The sequence below is a fragment of the Nocardia miyunensis NBRC 108239 genome (assembly GCF_001613065.1).
In the GTDB taxonomy this organism is placed as follows: Bacteria; Actinomycetota; Actinomycetes; order Mycobacteriales; family Mycobacteriaceae; genus Nocardia; species Nocardia miyunensis.
The window spans coordinates 179,753-198,318 of record NZ_BDBQ01000034.1 but is presented as its reverse complement, the minus strand read 5'-3'; the positions used below and the strand labels follow the sequence as shown (position 1 = coordinate 198,318).

The window sequence follows — 18,566 nt, the reverse complement described above, 5'->3', positions numbered from 1 at the left end:
CGTGCCCGCGGCGCGGGCGGTCGTCGTTTTCATTTGCCCGGCCGGTCCAGCGGTTCGAGCTCGTCCGGGTCGAAATACAGGTAGCGCCCGTACCATTCGTGCAGGTCGGCGCCCGGGTCATCGGTGATGACCACGCCGACGTGGGTGCGTCCGTCCACGTCGGCGTGCACCGAGGTGACCCGCGCGTCGCGGCCGTCGAAGAACATGTCGTGGATATCCGCGCGGCGCGAGGGGTGCAGCCGCACCCGGCTGCCCTGGCGGATCAGGACACCGGCGATGGGCACCGCATCCGATTCGGGCCGGACCGCGCCGTCGGCGGCCGGATCCCACCAGTCCGTGCCGAGCGGGATCTCCGGGATCGCGTGTACCTCGTCGGCATGCGGGTCGCGCAGGACGCCGTGCAGCCGGGCCAGATCCTCGGCGGTCATCGCCTCGCAGCGGTCGACGATGCGGGCCGCGCGCGGATCTGTCGTCCGTGCGGCGGCCTTCTCGGCGTCGGTCATCGTCATCACGCGCAGGGTCAGGATCTCGTCGATCTCGGTCGAGTCGAACAGCGGCTCGGGGCTCTGTTCGGCGATCTCGGGATGGTCGTAGAGGATGATCGGCGAGACCAGCAGCAGACTGTGGTCGCCGGGTGGTCCGGCCAGCACCGGGAAACAGCGGTGCTGCGTGCACCGGCGCACGGCGGCTTCGGCCGACGGCGGCGGTTCGAGTAGTGAAACGAACTGAGCCCCTTCGGCTTCCACGATCAGGTGCGCTCCGATCAGGGATCGAGTGATGGCATCGCGCTGGTCCGTGGCGGGCTCGGCGGTGTTGCGGACGGTCATGGTGAGGCGCAGATATCCGTCGTCGGGTTCGACGGTCAGCTCGAATCGTCCATCCAGGTCGCACCGGGTGCGCACGATCGAACCCTCGGGATCGCCCGCCGGATCACCCAGCCGCTCGACATCGGTGCCGCCGGGTATCTGGATCGGCGCGGTGAACCCCTCGGGCGCGCGGGGGCTAAGGACGATCTCGCACTCGACCGCCTCGTCCCAATCCAGCCAGGTTCGCCCGGCGGCGGTCAGTTCCGCGACGGGCGCGTCGTCGGCATCGCGGACGCCCCGATGCTGAAGTTGCAGGAACCGCACCGCGAACCGCAGCGAGCACTCGCCCGCGACATCCAGCAGCGCCTGCCCGCTCATCTCGCTCTCCTCGCCGAACCCGTCCGCGGCCGCGTCGACCGGCCCGAGAACGCCGAATTGCCAGCGGGAGCGGTTCTTTCGCGCATCGGCGCGATACGGATAGAGCAGATATCCCTCGTACAGCACCGCGTCCGCGACCGCGCGGGCCCGGGCCCTACCGGACCGCGCCGCCGCCTGCTGGTCTGATTCGCTCATGCCGACTCCTCGGCGCTGGTGAGCAGGCGTTTCACGGTGTCGTCGAAGCCCAGCATCCCGTGCGCGGCCTTGAACTCGGTGAGCGCGGCCATGGTGTCCTCGTGCAGGCGGACCCAGCCCATACTCGGGAAGTGCGCCGTCATCAACTCGCGCCACACCGCGACCGGCATCTCGTAGCGGTCCTCGCGGTCCCAGGGAATCTGCTGGATCGCGAAACCGTGACTGCCACGGATGAATACCGTGCCGCTGAACAGGAACTGCAACGGAATCGTGCCCTCGCGCAGGGCGTGCAGGTATTTCGATCCGGCGACCTCGAAGTCGTAGGTGCACGACATCGGCAGGTCCACCTCCGCACCGCCGGTGAATCCCGGAATCGTTGTCGCGCAATGCATCCACAGGAACGACCGCTGGGTCTGCGCCCAGCGTTCGCGCGGTCCGAACAGGTCGAGCAGACCGGCGGTCTCGGCATCGGTGTAGCCGCGGCGACCCGGTTCGATCCGCACCTGCGCGCGCAGGGCGATCGCGTGCACGGGTTCGTCACCGACCGAGGCGATTCCGACCCGCGCGGACAGAATCGGGGTCACCGAGTACGGTTCGGGCCGGATGTCCAGCACCGCGAACGTGGTGGAGTAGGCCGGGCTCATGACCCCTCCCCGGACCCGGCGGCATCGGCCGGACGAGCCCGCGCGGACATCGTGGCGAAGAACTCGTCCACATACCGGTGCACCGCCGAGCCGCCGTCGAAACCGTGCCACAGCAAGCGAATTCGACCGACGAACTCGTAACAGGCGTCGATCGGCAGCAGCAGGCACTGCGCCGCCGCCGCGTCCCGCTCGGGCACCCTGATCATCAGGGCCTCGACATCGTCGGCGAGATCGGCGAATTCGCCGTGCCGTTCGACGAAATTATGCCAATCACGCAGCGGCAGTTCCGATTCGGTCGCTCCAGCCGGTCCCGGATACAGCGCGACGACGCGGTCCGCGGCCGAGTTTCGGAAGAAGAAGGCCAGGCCCACCGGGATCTCCAGCGCGTCCCACTCCGGCAGGCTCAGGGTGAAGTCCGGAAATGACACGTACCGCTCCGGTACGGCCCGGAAACGCAGTGCGGCGCGGCTATCGGTGAACAGCAGATAACAGCCGCGGCATACGCACATCAGTTGTCGCCCTTCGACATCCACGACATGCTGATGTTCCTCGGCGATGGATTCCGCGCACATCTCGCACCGTTCGCCCGGCGGCGTGGCCGGTCGCCGATCGGCCGCGATCCGCCGCAGTGCCCGCACCGTCGGATTCATCCCGCCACCCCCGCGGGGATCGCGACCGACAGCTCCCCGGAGCGAACCAGCACCGGAAACGGTTCCAGGTGGCCGTCGCCGTCCAGGCGCGCACCGGCGTGCACGACGTCGTAGTGGGCACGGCAACTCGGACAGCGCAGCACCGGATCACCGGACCCGGCCCCGCGGTGCAGTGCCGCACCCGCCAGGGAGCGTCCGCACACCGCGCACCAGTCGCGGTAGGCGTACACCTCGTTGCCGACCCGGCAGGCCAGCAACATGGTCCCGCCCAGCTCGAACCCACCGACTTCGCCGGGGGCCAGCTGCTCCAATTCCGGTGCGGCGAGCCAGTTTCCGCCGGATCGGACATGGGAGAACAGGGTGTCCGGCGCGATCACCGAGGCGTCCGCGGACGGCTCGGCCGCGACCACCTCGAGCGCTGTGATCTCCGGTGCGGCCGCGCGCACCGCGTCCTCCACCGCCAGCTCCAAGGTCACCGCCGAGGACGGGCAGCTGCGGCAGCTGCCCGTGAGTTCGAGCCGGACTACGCCTTCGCCGGAGATGTCGAGCAGGCGCACGTCGCCGCCGTGCGAACCCAGATACGGTCGGACACTGTCGAGTCCGGCCGCGACCCGGGTTCGCACGTCGTGCGGATGCAGACCGTGGACCAGCAGCAGACTGGCCACCAGATCGTCCTGTGCGAGCCGCCGGACGGTGGCGTCGTCGAGCCTCTCGACGATGCGCCGCAGTCCCGCGCCGTACAGATCGACGACCTCGCCGACCAGCGTCTCGGCCCGTTCGCGGGCGACCGCGCCGCCCGCGGAACTGGCCTCGAGCAGACTCTCGATCCGATCGCCCGAACCGCGCCACCGATCGTCGCCGGTCGCTGCGTCGGGACCGTTGTCCTCGGAGCGCGTGTGCATCGCCTCCTCCACCGTGGTCCGGCCCGTTCGGGCCGGGCGTTATTCGCCGGTCAGCGTCTGGGTCGGGGAGTGCAGGGCATCCAGCGACTTGCCCTTGCCCAGATACATGTGCACGCCGCAGGGCAGGCACGGATCGAAACTGCGCACCGTGCGCATGATGTCGATGCCCTTGAAATGCTCGCGGTCGTTCTCCTCGAAGATCGGCTGCCCCTGCACCGCGTCCTCGTAGGGGCCCGGAGTGCCGAAGCTGTCGCGCGGGCTCGCATTCCACGGTGTCGGCGGATACGGGTGGTAGTTGGCGATCTTGCCGTCCCGGATCACCATGTGATGCGAGAGCACGCCGCGCACGGCCTCGGTGAAACCGCAGCCGATGCTCTCGTCGGGCACCTCGAACTTCTCCCACGTCTTGGTCCGCCCGGCCCGGATCTCGGCGAGCGCCTGCTCGGCGAAATGCAGTGCGCACGCGGCGGCATACGCTTGGAAGTAGGTGCGGGCGCGATCGCGCTCGAGGGTGTTGCTCCCGTACGCCGGGATCTTCCACTCGAGCTCCACCGGCCCCTTCAACGCGGTCTTGGGCAGGTTGATCTGCACGCTGTGCCCGGTCGAGCGCACATAACCGATGTCGACCAGTCCGGCCAGCGCGGTCGACCACAACCGTGCCAGCGGGCCGCCGCCGGTGTCCAGGGCCAGATGGTCCTTGCCGTCGAACCAGCGCGGCGACATCACCCAGCTGTACTTGTCGTCCAGATCACGCTTCTGCGGCTTGGGATTGGTGTGCTGGTTCCAGGGGTGCCGCTGGTCCACCGGATTGCCCAGCGGATCGGTCTTCACGAACATGTCCTGGTCGGCCCAGTCCTCGTAATACGAACTGCCCAAAAGGATTCGGAGGCCGAGGTTGATGTCGACCAGCGAGGTGGTGACCAATTTCCCGTCCACCACCACGCCCGGGGTCACGAACATCTTGCGGCCCCAGTTCTCCATATCCTTGTAGGCGAAGTTGCAGGCCTCCGGATCCTGGAACGAGCCCCAGCACCCCAGCATCGTGCGTCGCAACCCGACCTTCTCGTAGCCCGGAATCGCGGTATAGAAGAAGTCGAACAGATCGTCGTGCATCGGCACGACCTTCTTCATGAATTCCACGTACCGCATCAGCCGCGTCATGTAGTCGGTCATCAGCTGGATCGTGGCCACCGTCCCGACGCCGCCGGGATACAGCGTGGAGGGATGCACGTGCCGGCCTTCCATGAGGCAGAACATCTCTCGCGTATAGCGGCTGACCTGTAGCGCCTCCCGGTAGAACTCGCCGGTGAAGGGATTGAGCGCTTCCATGATGTCGCCGATGGTGCGATAACCGTGCATCGCCGCGTGCGGTGCCTCGGCCCTTCGCGCGGCATCCAGGACGCTCGGATTGGTCTCGGCGACCATCTTCTCGCAGAAGTCCACTCCGACCAGATTCTCCTGGAAGATGTTGTGGTCGAACATGTATTCCGCGGCCTCGCCGAGATTGACGATCCACTCGCCCAGATGCGGCGGCTTCACCCCATAGGCCATGTTCTGGCAGTAGCAGGAACAGGTCGCGTGGTTGTCACCGCAGATACCGCAGATGCGGCTGGTGATGAAATGCGCGTCGCGGGGATCCTTGCCGCGCATGAATATCGAGTAACCGCGGAAGATGGACGATGTGCTGTGACATTCGACCACTTCCCGGTTCTCGAAATCGATCTTCGTGTAGATACCGAGGCTGCCCACGATACGGGTGATCGGGTCCCACGCCATTTCGACCAGCGAATCGGGATCGATCTTCTTGTGCGACGCCTCCGGGATGATCTGTGTCATTTGGGAGATCCTCCTACCAGGTGCGACTCGCCCCTGTATCCAATTTCTCCCCCCGGTGCCGCCAGTGCGGCTCCTTGTCGACCGTGCGACCGGTGATGTTCCGCAGACTGCGGATCACCGTTCCGTAGAGCCCCGATGCCGCGGACGAGAATTTCCCGCCCGGCGGTTCGTCCATGAACGGCATGAACATGTCCGGGAATCCGGGCATCGTGCAGCCGATGCAGATGCCACCGACGTTCGGGCAGCCGCCCACACCGTTGAGCCAACCTCGTTTGGGCACATTGCATTTCACGACCGGACCCCAGCATCCCAGCTTCACGATGCATTTCGGTGATCCGTACTCGTCGGCGAATTCGCCCTCCTCGTAATATCCGGCGCGGTCGCAGCCCTCATGGACCGTCGCGCCGAACAACCATTTGGGGCGCAGGGATTCGTCGAGCGGAATCATCGGCGCCTGTCCGGTGGCCATATAGAGCAGATAGGTCAGCGTTTCGGACAGGTTGTCCGGTTGAATCGGGCAGCCGGGCACGCAGACGATCGGAATACCGGCCTTGGACTTCCAGTCCCAGCCGAGATAGTCCGGCACGCCCATCGCGCCGGTCGGATTGCCGGCCATCGCGTGAATTCCGCCGTAGGTCGCGCAGGTGCCGGCCGCCACCACGGCGGTGGCCTTCGGCGTCAGGCGATCGAGCCATTCACTCGTTGTCATGGGCTGATTCGTATCGGGATTGTTTCCGAAGCCGCACCAATAACCGTCGTCCTTGATCTTTTCGTTCGGGATGGACCCCTCGACGACGAGCACGAACGGCTCGAGTTCACCGCGATCGGCCTTGAAGAACCATTCGAGGAAATCATCGGCTCCGCCGTTCGGACCGCATTCGAAGTCGATGAGCGGCCAATGTACGGCGATCTTGGGCAGACCGGGAAGCGCTCCGAGAGCGATCTCCTCGACGCTGGGTTGGGTGGCCGCAGTCAACGCCACCGAATCGCCGTCACAACTGAGGCCGGCGTTGATCCACAGGACGTGTATCAGCGTTTCCTCGGCCTTAACTGCTTCCTGTGTGGGCATGAACGCCACCTTCCCGAGCCGAGCGGGGCTGGCCGATCCGGCTCGAAGCCGTCAATCTGTGCCGTGTCAGGTATGTGATACAGACCACATTATTTTAAGCTTGCGGGAAAGTAACCTCAATGGCTTGGTCAAGCCGGGCGCGACGTCTGGCATCGAGCCAGTCGTACCATTGCGCCAGTCCCTCACCCGTTGTCGCCGACAGCGCCAGCACCTCGACGTCCGGATTCGTCGCGCGGGCGTAGCGTGCGCAGGCGTCGACATCGAAGTCGACATAGGGCAGCAGATCGATCTTGTTGATCAGCACCAGCCCGGCCGCGGCGAACATGTGCGGATACTTCAGCGGCTTGTTCGTTCCCTCGGTGACCGAGATGATCACGACCTTGGCCTGTTCACCGAGGTCGAACAGCGCGGGGCACACCAGATTTCCGACGTTCTCGATCAATACGACGCTGCGGTCCGCCGGGTTCAGCGCGTCCAGTGCTCTGTGAGTCATCTCCGCGTCCAGATGGCAGCCCGCGCCGGTGTTGATCTGGACCACGCGGGAGCCCGCGGACTCGATGCGCCGGGCGTCCAGCAGCGTCTCCTGATCGCCCTCGACGACCTCGATCGGGATTTCCGGGCGTTCGCGGATGGTTCGCTCGAGCAGAGTGGTCTTACCCGCGCCGGGCGAGCTGGTCAGGTTGAGCGCCAGGATCTCGTGGTCGGCGAACCATTGCCGATTGCGTTGTGCCAGTTCGTCGTTCTTGGCCAGTACCCGCTGTTCCAGGATCAGGGTCGCGGTCCCCGGGGGATCGTGATCGTGGGTATGGCCGTCGCTGTGCACATGGTCGTGTCCGTCGCCGTCCGCGTGGGTGTGCGCATGGCCGTCGTCGTGGACATGATCGTGGTCGTGATCACCGCCGGGCGGGTGGTCGTGCTCGTGTGGTTCGGTGATCACGGCTGTGCCGTCGCGGCCGCATCCGCAGGTAGCGCACATGGATCGCTCACCTCCATCGAACGGATTCGCAGGTCTCGGCCCGCACTGATGTCGACGTCCGCACTTCCGCAGTCGCACAGGGGAATCGGGGCGTGCAGGGTGAACTCGCGCCCGCAGGCGTGGCAGTGTCCCCGCGCGGGGATCTCCTCGATGATCAGCTCGGCGCCCTCGGCGAGGGTGCCCTCGGCCGCGAGATCGAAACAGAATTGCAGGGCGTCCGGCACCACCGCGCACAGCACGCCGACCGCGACGGTCACGCGATGTATTCGACGGCCCTCGGCATGTTCACATGCCCCGCCGATGATTCCCTGTGCGATTGCCAGCTCGTGCATGAGATATCTCGATTCCTCGGATACCTGTTGATTCCTGGATCGCCGACGCACCAAGCGTACTCCGCGGGGTGTCACCGCAGATAGGTTGCGGAGATTTCGCTGGCAGGGTCGGCCGACGGTGGCTCTGTCCGGCGGCTTCGGTGAAAATCCGCGTCGCCGATGATGATCTCGTGGCGGCGTGCCGCCTCGATGGCATCGCGGGCCGTACGGTCGACCTCGGCAAGCGGGTTGCGTGGGCAGGGCCGGTGCGAAGGGCTCGTGCCTGTGCGCGGACAGCTCGACGGCGTTGCCGGAGCTGTCCGGTTCGATCGGCCGCAGCGAGATCGCTTCAGCGGCAACGGGTTCGGTGTGCGGCCGATGCGAACAAGGCACCGGAGCGGTCTCGGTGCGTGTAGTACAGCGAGAGGTCGAACGAAGGTGTCGGCGCGGTCGAGATCACGTGTTCGAGCGCCAGGTCGCGGCGGCCGGTCACATCGTGGTGTGTGCCGGACCCGGCCCCGGGGATTGGGTCGCGACGATGTCCTCGGGGCGGGATCTGCCGGATCAGCTGTAGGTGCAGCCGGAGACGGGTTTTCCGTCCAGGCGGTCGACCAGGTAGTTGATGGCGTTGTCGGTGCCGTAGCCGTCGATCAACTCGGGTCCGAAGTGGTTGGGCAGGGTGGCGCCGGGCAGGATCGGCGGCAGGTCGTTGGTGCGGAAGGTGACTGTGGCGCCCTTCGCGCACCAGTCCGCGGCGAGCTGACGGGCCTGGCCGTAGGGCACGGTGTCGTCGTTGCGGCCGCTGGTGATCAGCACCGGGGAACTCGGCCGCAGGGTGCCGATGCGCTGATCGTTCAGGACCTGGACGGCCTCGGGGATGCTGTTGAGGTGATCCAGCATCGAGCGGTGGTCCACGGTGAGTTCGCTGGTGCGCATGAACGGCTGCTTCACGATGACGTCACCGATGCATTCGGTGGCCAGGGTGTCGAGCACCGCGTGCCCCTGCGGCGTCGCCGCGGAGTCCAGCGCGCCGCGCAATTGCGGGTAGCGGGCGACGAATCCGTTGATGGCGAATCCGATCACCCCGCCGATCAGCGTCCCGTCGACCTGGCCGAGCGTTTCGGCCAGATCCGCGGGCGGCGCGCCCGCCCAGGTGCCTTTCAGATTCAATTCGGGTGCGTAGTCCGGCTGCAACTCCGCGGCCGCGGCGGTCGCGCCGCCACCCTGGGAGTAGCCCCAGAAGACCAGGGGAGTGCTCTCCGGAACGCCGCCGAGACGGTTCGCGGCCCGCGCCCCGTCCAGGACCGCGTGCGCTTCCTCGACGCGGTTCACGTAGGTGTGGATCCCGGGCGTACCCAGGCCGATGTAGTCGGTGACCAGGACCCGCGCGCCCATCGAACTCCACGCCGCGGCGGCGATCGCCTCCTGGTTGGCCGACATCGACAGCGGGTCGGTGCTGATGACGAAGCCGGTGGAGAACGCGATCGAGGGCGCGCACTGGGTGCCCTGCCCGACCGTGCCCGGCGCGATCACCACTGTCGGACGCGGGCCGCCGCCCTGCCACGGCCGCGTCGGCTCGATGTAGGTGCCGCTGACCGCGACCGGTGCGCCGTCCTGGGTGCGCGAGGTGTACATCACGCGCTGCGCGGCCACCGGCCACTGCCCGCCGCCGCCCGGCAACGTCGCGAAGATCGGCATCGGCTCGGACCTCACGACCGCCCCCGGCTGCGTGGTCAGCCGGGCGGGCGGAGTGTAGAAGGCGTTGACCGGTGCGGCAATGGCGGGCCCGGTGCCCGCGACGCAGCATCCGGCTGCCACGGCCACGGCGGCGACGGTGCCCGCGGCGAAGCGGCGTAGTCGCGAATTATGTTCTCGCACTGGTATTTCCCCTCTGTGGAAGCCCGGACGGCCGAGCGCGGATTCGATCGGTGACGAACCTCAGATGACGCTGCCCACGTCCTTGGGCACGAGGTGGTCCATGGCGCGTTCGGCGACGGCCGCGATGGTCATCGAGGGGTTGCAGGCCCCGCAGTTGCCCGGGATCAGCGCACCGTCGAGCACATAGAGTCCGCGCTGACCGTGCACCCGGCCGTCGAGATCGCAGACCTGGCCCATACTCGCCCCGCCGAGCGGATGCCAGGTGGACGGGAAGCCCAGGTTGGTATCGGTCAGGACGCTGCCCGGTCCCGCGATCGCGTGCGCCAGCGGCCCGATCCGGCCGTTCTGGATGACCGCGTCGCCCTCGTGCGGCCAGCGCAGCACGGCGTTGTCGTCGGCCGCGGTGTACTCGAAGTGGCCGCGCGCCTTGCTCAGGCCGTATCCGACCATCATCGTGCTGTGCGCGTCCATGCCCATCGGCGGGATGGACGCCTGGATGATGGTGGCCGCGGTGGCCGGATCGCTCCAGTTCAGGCTGCCGTAGACGACGGGGCCGCCCTGCGGAAAGCCGAACGGCTCGTTCGGCTGGGTCCACAGGTAGATGCGGTCGGCGTTGGTGCCCCAGTTGCCGCCCAGGCCCTCGGGCATATCCGGGATGTGGCCCTTGGCGGCCGCGCGCACCAGCAGTTTGGTGGTGTTGAGGCTGCCCGCGGCCATGATCAGCGCGGGGGTGGTGAGGATGAGGTTCTCCAGGACCTTGCCGGAGGTGTCGATCCGGTTCACCGAGACCGTCCAGCGGCCGTCCTTCGCCCGCAGGATGTCGGTGACCTCGTGCAGCGTGCGGACCTGGACCCGGCCGGTGGCCTCGGCCGCGGCGATATAGGTGACGTCGACCGAATGCTTGCCGCCGTTGTTGACCCCGAGCGCGCCCGCGCCGTTGGTGTAGGAGGGTGTCATCTTGCCGTGCAACTCGTCCAGCGCGTAGTTCCAGTCGATCGGCATCGGGATCTTCGACACCGGCAGTCCGGCCTTGCGGGCGTGCTCGGCGAAGACCCGGGCGGCCTTGTAGTTCGCGCTGTCGACGAGCGCGTCGGGTGCGGTCTCCAGCCGCAGCATGCGCGCCACGCGGGGGTAGTGCACCCGGCTCATCGTCTTCCAGTCCAGGGCCGCCGGGTACAGGGAGTTGAACACGGCCTCGGTGGGTTGCAGCGACATCCCTTGGTAGACAAGCGATCCGCCGCCGACACCCGCCGCGCACAGGGCGGTCATATTGTCCCCGGCCACCGCCTCGAGCAGGCCGGTGTAGGGCTCGAATATCAACCGCGTGCCGAACAGGTTCGGGTTCGAGCGGTACCAGAGCATGCGCTTGTCAGGCTTGGTGGCCAGCGGGAACGTGGTGGCGTTCGGGCCGGTCTGCCAGCGCCGGCCGCGCTCGAGCACCAGGACCGGAACCCCCGCCTGCGCCAGCCGCAACGAGGCCACACCGCCGCCGAAGCCCGAGCCGATCACGATGACGCGGTGTTCCTCGCGGGTGACCGGAACGCGTGCGGCCGGACCCGTATCGGCGCGGGCAATTCCCGTGCTCGCCAACGCGACTCCGGCGGCGGCGGTCGCGCCCAGGAAGGAGCGGCGCGAAAGTGCGGGCATGAGTGACCTCCAGAACACCGACGGAACACTCCGCACGGTGCACGAGGCCGATGGCCGTCCGCAGCGCCGCGGAGGATGCCCGAATCGGTGTGTCCGGGCCCCGCTAAACTAGACAGTAACTTGTGAAAGTGTCAAGAATTACCTGTGCGAGCGGAGGTCATCGGTGCGTGAGCGACAGCGCAGGAACCACCCACCGGACGATGAACCGCCGCAGATCCTCATCGGACTCGATATCCGGATCATCGAACAGGACCACCCCCAACCCCACCCGGATCGCCAGTTGAGCGAAGCTGTCGAGCTCCGGTTCCAGCGCCGGATCCAGCTTTGTCAGCGGCCGAAGCAATTCTTGGGCAATGGGTTTCGCGCGAGCGATCATGTCCGTGTCGAAGATCGGGTTGCCCGGTTCGGCGCGCACCAGCCCCGCCAGAATCGGATCGTCGCGGATGATCGCCCGCCCGGCCACGAACAACTCGACGACGTATTCGGCGGCGTTGTCGATCGCGTCGAGTCGCGTCCGGATATCGGTTAGGGTGCGCAGCAGCAGATCCGCGACCGCCTGAGAGACCAGATCCTCACGGGTACCGAAGTTGGAGTACACGGTCTGCCGGGTCACCCCCGCCGCATGTGCCGCGGCGGCGATGTTCACACTCCCGAACCCCTCGCTCGCGATCAACCCGAGCGTGGCATCCAGGATCTTCCTGCGCGACCTCATCGAACAAGTATCGGCGATCGTGGCCGCGGGTGTTGTGGCCGACCATGAAAACACGCTGGAAATATGAGGCTCCGGCCCGAACTGGTGATGACAGGGACGTCGTTCATAGGTGTGTCGGCGCGGGTGCGTGGTCGCGTGCATGAAATGGCCTGCACTGCAACGTCTTCTCCGGCGACACCACGTACACCGACAACGTTCCCACCCTCGCCGAGGACACCGATGTGCTTGTGCACGAGGCGATCAACATTCAGGGCGGCACGATGTCCGACGTCCGACATCGCCTCGCAGCGGATCGATGCGGCGCGCTGGAGCGACTGGGCGAAAAGGGTTACGCGGGCGACGTCGTCATAGGCGAGGACCTACAGCGCATCGTCGTGCGCTGAGCCGTCGCGCTTCCGGTATGCGGCGCGAGATCGATTGCACCGCATCCGGTTCAGCGGGCGAGTGCGGTCGGAAACATCAAATCAGCGAGACGCCAACGGTTCTCACTCATTCGCGCCTGACTCCGCACCATGGGTGCGCTCGCCCCTGCCGCGCTTCGATTCCCGCGTGCGGCTTGCTTGCTCATCGGAGGTGTGGTGCGAGCGTTGATTCCCAGCCGGGTCGGGATGCGGCGCTCGTGCGGTCTGTGCGCTCAGCCCGCGTCCGAGTGACGCGTGATGTCGTGTTCCTCGCTGGAGGAACCCGAGGCCACTTCCATGCCGCGGTTGAAGGCGGCGATGACGGTCGGGTCCAGCCGGAACGGCTGAGCGGGGTCCTGTACCGAGGGGCGGTCGCGGGCGCTGCGGGCGGCGGGTTCGTTGTTCGCGGTGAGGCGGCGCATCACCCGGTCCAGGATGGGCAGGATCTCGGTGATCTGCAACGTCTTGTCCGCCACCCGGCCGATCAGGGCATAGGCCATATTGGCCAGGACCAGGCCGACGTCCTCGATGTACTCCGGGTCCGCGCCGCCGAAGATCTGGCCCGCGACCGGCAGCACCGCGTCCAGGCCCTGGGCGTCCAGCCTGGTTCCGCCGGGGCCCGAGCGTGCCCGGTGGAACGCCTCGAGCATCTTCGGGCTGCGTTCCCACGGCTGAAAGACGCTGTGCAGCACGCGAGTCAGCCCGTCGTAGAGCGTCTCCTCCGGCGCGGGGGGTGCGAGGTCGGGGTAGGCGTTGTCGGCCATCCACCGTTCGATCGCGGTGACGATCAACTCGTCGCGAGTGTGGAACAGTTTGTAGACCGTCGCCAGTGAGACGCGGGCACGGCGCGCCACCTCCCGCAACTGCACCGCGTCGTAACCTTCGGTTTGCAGCAACGTGAGCACCACGTCGATAATCTGCTCCGACGCGTCGCGTCCAGGGGCCCTGCTCACCGGATTACTGTAACACGGTTACTGAGGTAATACTGTGCCCGGGGTGGTCGGAGATCCGCCATGGAGAAAGCTACCCCGTCTCGCCGCTCAGTCACGAATCATGCTCTGCCGCACCCGATATTTCTGAATCTTGCCGCTCGGCGTGCGCGGGAAGTCCTCGACCACGTGGATCTCCTCCGGCCACTTCTGCTTGGCCAGCCCCACCTCGGCGAAATGCGCGCGCAGATCCTCGAGGGTGGGCGCGGCGGAGTCCGCGGCCAGGCGCAGCACCGCCGCCACGTGCTCGCCCAACCGGGCGTCGGGGGCGGCCACGGCCACCGCCTCGGCGATATTGGGCATGCTCAGCAGCACCTCCTCGACCTCGAGGGCGCTGATGTTCTCCCCGCCGCGGATGATCAGGTCGGTGGTGCGGTCGGTGATGGTCAGATTGCCGTCCGCGTCCAGGACGCCGATATCGCCGGTGTGGTACCAGCCCTGCGCGTCGAATGCCTTCGCGGTCAGGGCGTCGTCGGTGTAGCCCAGGCACAGATCCGGTCCGCGACTGAGGATTTCGCCGTCCTCGGTGAGCCTGATCTCGACACCGGGCTGCGGGTCGCCGTCGGTGTAGAGGCGCTTGTGCCGAGGGTCGGCGGCGTCCGAGGCGGTGATCGAGGGATGCTCGGTACTGCCGTAGGAGCGGTAGACCGTCAGGCCCAGATTCGTCAGGCGTTCGGTTACCGAGGCCGGTACCGACGCGCCGCCCATCCCGGCGTACTTCATCCGCGCCAGATGCTCCGGGCCGAAGCTGGGATGTTCGATGAGGCTGGTCAGGTAGTACGGCACCCCGCCGCCTATGGTGACCTCGTAGGTGGTCATCAGGTTCAGGATCAGCTCCGGGTTCCAGGTGTCCACCAGATCGACCGAGATGCCGTCGCGGATCGGGATGAGGAACGCGTTGAGCATGCCGATGAAGTGCCCGACCGGCGCTGCGGTGATCTGCGGGCCCAGATCCTCGGGGTAGTGATCGGCGAGCTGACGAGTCTCGCAGCCGAGGGTCTGATGGCTGTGCACCACGCCCTTGGGCGCACGGGTGGTGCCGGAGGTGAACGCGATCAGCGCGGGACCGCTCGGATCCACCGCGGTCACCCCCTCGAACGGTTCGTCCGCGAGCAGGTCCTCGAATGTGCTCCCGACGACTCCGGTGATCGGCACCTGCTCGTACACCGCCGGGTCGTAGGTGATCGAGCCGAAGCGATCGGTGGTCACGAATGCCTTGGGGCGCACCGCATCCAGGATGTACCGCACCTCGCGGGGGCCGTAGATGTGCACGATCGGGACCACCATCGCCCCGAGAAACGTTGTGGCCCAGAAGGTCGCGGCGGCCTCCATCCAGTTGGGCAGCTGGAAGGCGACCGCGTCGCCGGGGCCGACGCCGCGCTCGCGCAACCCCTGGGCCAGACGACGGGCGACCAGTTCGACCTCGCCGAAGGTGCCGGTGTACGGCCGGACCGCGGAGTGCACGCGCAACGTGGCGTCGGGCGCCGAGGCCAGGCCGCGCGCCAGCAGCTCGCCCAGGGTGTCGCGGGTCCACCACCCCTCGTTCTCGTAGCGGGTGACCAGTTCGGTGGGGATGGTGCGCATGGTGGACTCCAAGTCCGGAAGCGCGGGCGTGTGACGGCCACACCCGCGGGCTGCCGGGTGGTTGCGGGGAACATCGAAACGGGGGCTGTCCGTGGCGGATATACTATTCTCCTAATACAAGAATTCCAATATCTTGATCGGAGAACCGGTTGTGGTCGACCTCGAGTTGGATGACGGGCTGGCAGTGGTCACCATCGACCGTCCCCAGGCGCGCAACGCCATCGCGCCCGAGACGATGGATCAGCTCGACGAGGCGCTGGACGCCGCCAAAGGCGCTCGCGCACTGGTGATCCGAGGCGCGGGCGACAATGCGTTCGTCTCCGGCGGCGATCTCAAGCAACTCGCCGCGATCCGCACCCTCGACGGCGCGGCCGAGATGGCCTGGCGGATGCGCGGCATCTGCGACCGCCTCGCGCAATTCCCGGCCCCGGTGATCGCCGCCCTGAACGGGCACGCCCTCGGCGGTGGCGCGGAGGTCGCGGTCGCCGCGGACATCCGGATCGCCGCCGACGACATCCGGATCGGCTTCAACCAGGTCGCCCTGGGCATCATGCCCGCCTGGGGTGGCGCGGAGCGACTGGCCGGTCTGGTCGGCCGCAGCCGCGCGCTGCTGTTCGCCGGTTCGGGCACGGTGCTCGCCGCCGCCGAGGCCGAACGGATCGGCTTGATCGATCGCGTACTCCCGCGCGAGTCGTTCGAACAGGGCTGGCGCACCCTGGCCCGCTCCCTGGCCAACGTCCCGGCAGGCCGAATCAAGCACGTCCTGTCCGGCGTCACCCCCGACGAAGCCGTGAATGCCTTTGCGCACCTGTGGATTTCGGACGAGCACTGGGCGGCGGCGGATCGCGTGCTGAACAAAGGAAAGAAATAGCGCGCTGCGTCGCTTGGTGCGAGTCCCGCGGTCCGCGAACTAGCCTGAATCCGTGCCGACGCTGCTGATCATCCATCACACCCCGTCACCGTTCATGCAAGCGATGTTCGAGGCGGTGGTGTCCGGCGCGACCGACCCGGAGATCGAGGGAGTGGAAGTCGTGCGCCGGGCCGCGCTGGCGGTGTCGCCGACCGACGTGCTCGAGGCGGACGGCTACCTGCTCGGCTCCCCGGCGAACCTCGGCTACATGAGCGGCGCTCTCAAACACGCCTTCGACGTCATCTACTACCCCTGCCTCGATTCGACGCGCGGTCGGCCCTTCGGCCTCTACCTCCACGGCAACGAGGGAACCGAGGGAGCCGAGCGTGGCGTCACCTCGATCACGACCGGGCTGGGCTGGGTGAAGGCCGCCGAGTACGTGGCGGTGTCGGGCAAACCGGCCAAGAGCGACCTGGAATCGTGCTGGGAACTGGGCGCGACGATTGCCGCTCAGTTGATGGTGGAGTGAACTGTGGGTGATGTGAGGAAACTGCACCACACGGTGCCAAAGTTCTATCTGCGTGGGTTCGCGGGCGGTACAGGCGCTTCGGGGGCCGGACCATCGGCGGACGTGGGGGTACCTGGCAGCGCAGATGACGCGGTTGGAGGTTGATTTCACAGGACGCGAGAACGTTCGCGGTTCATCAACGAGAACAGTGTGCATTCAGCCAGTGAGTACGTTTATCGCCACCCGGACGATGAGGATTGCCTGCCCACTCCAATGCCCGAGCCGCGATTGAGTAACCTGTCGATGTCCAGTGAGGGCGAAATCGGTATTTAGGTGGCGGATTCAGCTCCAGTGCGCAGATTGAGCGCGTTCTTGATGAGCGCTCGGGCGGCATCGTTGTAGGCGGCTTGCCCTGCGAGCAGGGTGAATGTCTTTTCGTGCAGGGCGATCTCGGATGGTCGGGTGATGGTCAGCTCAGCGCTGACGGTCTCGGTTATTACCTGGGCGCGGTCGTACATCACGAAATTTGTTGCGGGTGCTCGATATTCGGCGTCCAGCGGGATCACGCCGAGTCGGAGGTTGGGTTGCCTCACATCGTTGAGCAGTGATTCGAGTTGCGCCGCCATGACGGCACTGTCACCGGCAGTACGGCGCAGCGCCGCCTCGCCGATCAGGATGTGGAAGCGATGCCCACCGCGCTGGAGGACGCGCTTGCGGGCCATGCGCAGGGCAACTGCGTCGTCTAGGTCGTCGCGGCCCCCGGTGATGGCGATGCAGGCGCGCAGGATCGCGCGGGCGTAGTCCTCGGTTTGCAACAGGCCGGGCACGGTGTCGGGCTCGAACCAGCGGATCAGCCGGGTATGGCCTTCGAGTTCGATGGATTGGCGTTGTCGGTGTGCGTGCCCGGCCGCGACGGTGCGTTTGCCATTCCAGGTACGGCCCGTGCGTCATCGACAGTTTTCACAGTGCGTGCGCGTACTCGCTTTCGGCATATCGGAGGTGGTCGATACCCTTCGGCCACAACGTATCCCGTGCTCTCACACAGCGGGCGACGATTCCCGGATCGGTGGTGATCGATAACCCCATGAACTCCCCGTTCTCGGCGAAGGTCGTGAAGGCCACCGTGTCGTCATCGGACAACCAGTAGTCATCACCCGGCACGTCGGCCGGGTCGGCGAGGTGGCGCGGCAGCCACCGCACCAGCTCCCCGGCTTCGGTACGGGTGTGTGTCTCGCTGAGCAGCCAACGCGTGTAGTTCGAGTGCGGGACGGTCACCACCCGCAGCCGGTCGAGCGCGATGCCGCGCCTGGCTGTTTCGACCATCAGGTCATCCCAGGCTTTCCACGATGCCGGTTGCTCTTCCATCTGATAGGGCTCACCGGCCGCCCATCGGCGCAGCGCTTCGACTTCATCGGCCACGGCGTACGAGTCTTTGACCTCGACGTGGAACGCGCGACGCTTGGCTGCCCGGAATAGCGGCTCGAATACCCCGTCACCGGTGACATGGAGCATCAGCGCACCACCACGGCCGTTTCATGGTTGTCGAGGGTGAGCTGTGCCAGGACTTCCGGCGCGGTGACCTGCCCGCCGCTGACGAGGAACGAGCCGGGGGCGCCGGTGGCTTCCACGGGCAACTTCATGCCCGGTTCGAGCCAGTCGAGTAGAGCATGAGGTACCAGTACGGTCCCGGTGCGATCGGTGATATCGCCTTGGATGACCAGCTCGCCCGTGTCGGCCGCGTACACCGCCGGGCAGGCGCCGTGCCCGGAGCCGGAGCCTGCACACCAGCCAAGGAGATGACAGGGGACACCATGCGGCCGACCGCGTTCGGATGGATCGACTACGACGTGAGCGTCGCTCACGACTGGGACCGGGCACAGGTGTCCCGCTTCGCGCGACATCTCGGTTACCGCGTTGTGTGGCCGGACGAGTACTCGTTGTTACCGGTAGCCGACCAGGCCCGCGATGCTGGGGCCGATGTCGTGATCCTGCCCGGCCCACAACATCTCGGGCCGCTGGAACTCAACAGGGTGATGGATGTCGCCGACGTGGAAACAGTGCTTCCTCGGTTGTCCTTCGGCCGGTGGCACACGATCGGGGCTGTGCGGTGATCGTCCTCGGATGGTTGGTGGTGATCGGTCTCCCGCCGGCAGTCATCGTCGGCGCGCTCTACTGGCCCGAACGTATCGCTCGCGAGCGGTCGGTGGACGGCATCCTCGCACATACCGAG

20 protein-coding genes are annotated in these 18,566 nt (G+C 66.9%); 4 read left to right on the top strand and 16 right to left on the bottom strand.

The window, feature by feature from the left end; genetic code table 11:
- Nucleotides 1-29: 29 nt before the first annotated feature.
- The 11 genes from NM2_RS14525 to NM2_RS14470 form a co-directional block, all read right to left on the bottom strand.
- On the bottom strand, nucleotides 30-1,379 hold the full coding sequence (locus NM2_RS14525) for a hypothetical protein (protein WP_067668656.1): 1,350 nt from the start codon (nucleotides 1,377-1,379) through the stop codon (nucleotides 30-32).
- Nucleotides 1,376-2,023 carry a DUF6084 family protein gene (locus NM2_RS14520; protein ID WP_067668654.1) on the bottom strand — a complete coding sequence of 216 codons (648 nt, stop codon included), beginning with the start codon at nucleotides 2,021-2,023 and terminating at the stop codon, nucleotides 1,376-1,378. The genes NM2_RS14525 and NM2_RS14520 overlap by 4 nt, the downstream gene beginning before the upstream one ends.
- Entirely contained in the window at nucleotides 2,020-2,673 is a 654-nt protein-coding gene (locus tag NM2_RS14515; protein WP_067668652.1) for a DUF5947 family protein, read from the bottom strand. Before NM2_RS14515 ends, NM2_RS14520 begins: the two co-directional genes overlap by 4 nt.
- A complete protein-coding gene (locus tag NM2_RS14510; protein ID WP_067668747.1) occupies nucleotides 2,670-3,575 on the bottom strand; it encodes a NifU family protein in 906 nt (301 codons plus the stop codon). The genes NM2_RS14515 and NM2_RS14510 overlap by 4 nt, the downstream gene beginning before the upstream one ends.
- Before the next feature lie 39 nt (nucleotides 3,576-3,614).
- Nucleotides 3,615-5,411 (bottom strand): nickel-dependent hydrogenase large subunit, encoded by a 1,797-nt coding sequence (locus NM2_RS14505; protein WP_067668651.1) that lies wholly within the window; start codon nucleotides 5,409-5,411, stop codon nucleotides 3,615-3,617.
- Between the two features lie 13 nt (nucleotides 5,412-5,424).
- Nucleotides 5,425-6,480: an NADH-quinone oxidoreductase subunit B family protein gene (locus NM2_RS14500; protein WP_067668745.1), complete on the bottom strand. Its 1,056-nt coding sequence runs from the start codon at nucleotides 6,478-6,480 to the stop codon at nucleotides 5,425-5,427.
- 94 nt (nucleotides 6,481-6,574) lie between these two features.
- Nucleotides 6,575-7,456 carry a hydrogenase nickel incorporation protein HypB gene (gene hypB, locus NM2_RS14495; protein WP_067668650.1) on the bottom strand — a complete coding sequence of 294 codons (882 nt, stop codon included), beginning with the start codon at nucleotides 7,454-7,456 and terminating at the stop codon, nucleotides 6,575-6,577.
- On the bottom strand, nucleotides 7,414-7,788 hold the full coding sequence (locus NM2_RS14490) for a hydrogenase maturation nickel metallochaperone HypA/HybF (protein ID WP_067668647.1): 375 nt from the start codon (nucleotides 7,786-7,788) through the stop codon (nucleotides 7,414-7,416). Before NM2_RS14490 ends, hypB begins: the two co-directional genes overlap by 43 nt.
- Nucleotides 7,789-8,331: 543 nt before the next feature.
- Nucleotides 8,332-9,645: an alpha/beta fold hydrolase gene (locus tag NM2_RS14480; RefSeq protein WP_439956871.1), complete on the bottom strand. Its 1,314-nt coding sequence runs from the start codon at nucleotides 9,643-9,645 to the stop codon at nucleotides 8,332-8,334.
- Between the two features lie 60 nt (nucleotides 9,646-9,705).
- On the bottom strand, nucleotides 9,706-11,292 hold the full coding sequence (locus tag NM2_RS14475; protein ID WP_067668643.1) for a GMC oxidoreductase: 1,587 nt from the start codon (nucleotides 11,290-11,292) through the stop codon (nucleotides 9,706-9,708).
- A 157-nt stretch (nucleotides 11,293-11,449) separates the two neighbouring features.
- On the bottom strand, nucleotides 11,450-12,004 hold the full coding sequence (locus NM2_RS14470) for a TetR/AcrR family transcriptional regulator (protein WP_067668642.1): 555 nt from the start codon (nucleotides 12,002-12,004) through the stop codon (nucleotides 11,450-11,452).
- 221 nt (nucleotides 12,005-12,225) lie between these two features.
- Here NM2_RS14470 and NM2_RS49020 point away from each other — a divergent pair, with 221 nt between their 5' ends.
- Entirely contained in the window at nucleotides 12,226-12,387 is a 162-nt protein-coding gene (locus NM2_RS49020; RefSeq protein ID WP_157121084.1) for a hypothetical protein, read from the top strand.
- Between the two features lie 251 nt (nucleotides 12,388-12,638).
- Here NM2_RS49020 and NM2_RS14465 read toward each other — a convergent pair whose 3' ends face one another.
- The gene (locus NM2_RS14465) at nucleotides 12,639-13,358 is read right to left on the bottom strand and encodes a TetR/AcrR family transcriptional regulator (protein ID WP_245718022.1); all 720 of its coding nucleotides are present in this window, start codon (nucleotides 13,356-13,358) and stop codon (nucleotides 12,639-12,641) included.
- An 87-nt stretch (nucleotides 13,359-13,445) separates the two neighbouring features.
- Complete coding sequence (locus tag NM2_RS14460; RefSeq protein ID WP_067668636.1) at nucleotides 13,446-14,978, bottom strand: AMP-binding protein; 1,533 nt, start codon at nucleotides 14,976-14,978, stop codon at nucleotides 13,446-13,448.
- Nucleotides 14,979-15,129: 151 nt separating this feature from the next.
- On the opposite strand from NM2_RS14460, the gene NM2_RS14455 reads away from it, so the two are divergent.
- Both NM2_RS14455 and NM2_RS14450 read left to right on the top strand, forming a co-directional pair.
- Complete coding sequence (locus NM2_RS14455) at nucleotides 15,130-15,849, top strand: enoyl-CoA hydratase/isomerase family protein (RefSeq protein WP_067668634.1); 720 nt, start codon at nucleotides 15,130-15,132, stop codon at nucleotides 15,847-15,849.
- Between the two features lie 94 nt (nucleotides 15,850-15,943).
- On the top strand, nucleotides 15,944-16,357 hold the full coding sequence (locus NM2_RS14450; protein ID WP_067668743.1) for a flavodoxin family protein: 414 nt from the start codon (nucleotides 15,944-15,946) through the stop codon (nucleotides 16,355-16,357).
- Nucleotides 16,358-16,665: 308 nt separating this feature from the next.
- Here the strand turns inward: NM2_RS14450 and NM2_RS14445 are convergent, their stop codons facing one another.
- The 3 genes from NM2_RS14445 to NM2_RS14435 form a co-directional block, all read right to left on the bottom strand.
- A complete protein-coding gene (locus tag NM2_RS14445) occupies nucleotides 16,666-17,163 on the bottom strand; it encodes a DUF5753 domain-containing protein (RefSeq protein WP_067668632.1) in 498 nt (165 codons plus the stop codon).
- A 133-nt stretch (nucleotides 17,164-17,296) separates the two neighbouring features.
- Nucleotides 17,297-17,848: a DUF6879 family protein gene (locus tag NM2_RS14440; RefSeq protein ID WP_067668628.1), complete on the bottom strand. Its 552-nt coding sequence runs from the start codon at nucleotides 17,846-17,848 to the stop codon at nucleotides 17,297-17,299.
- Complete coding sequence (locus NM2_RS14435; protein ID WP_067668627.1) at nucleotides 17,848-18,081, bottom strand: hypothetical protein; 234 nt, start codon at nucleotides 18,079-18,081, stop codon at nucleotides 17,848-17,850. The genes NM2_RS14440 and NM2_RS14435 overlap by 1 nt, the downstream gene beginning before the upstream one ends.
- Nucleotides 18,082-18,132: 51 nt before the next feature.
- Here NM2_RS14435 and NM2_RS14430 point away from each other — a divergent pair, with 51 nt between their 5' ends.
- Nucleotides 18,133-18,447 (top strand): metallophosphoesterase family protein, encoded by a 315-nt coding sequence (locus NM2_RS14430; RefSeq protein ID WP_245718021.1) that lies wholly within the window; start codon nucleotides 18,133-18,135, stop codon nucleotides 18,445-18,447.
- Nucleotides 18,448-18,566: the final 119 nt, after the last annotated feature.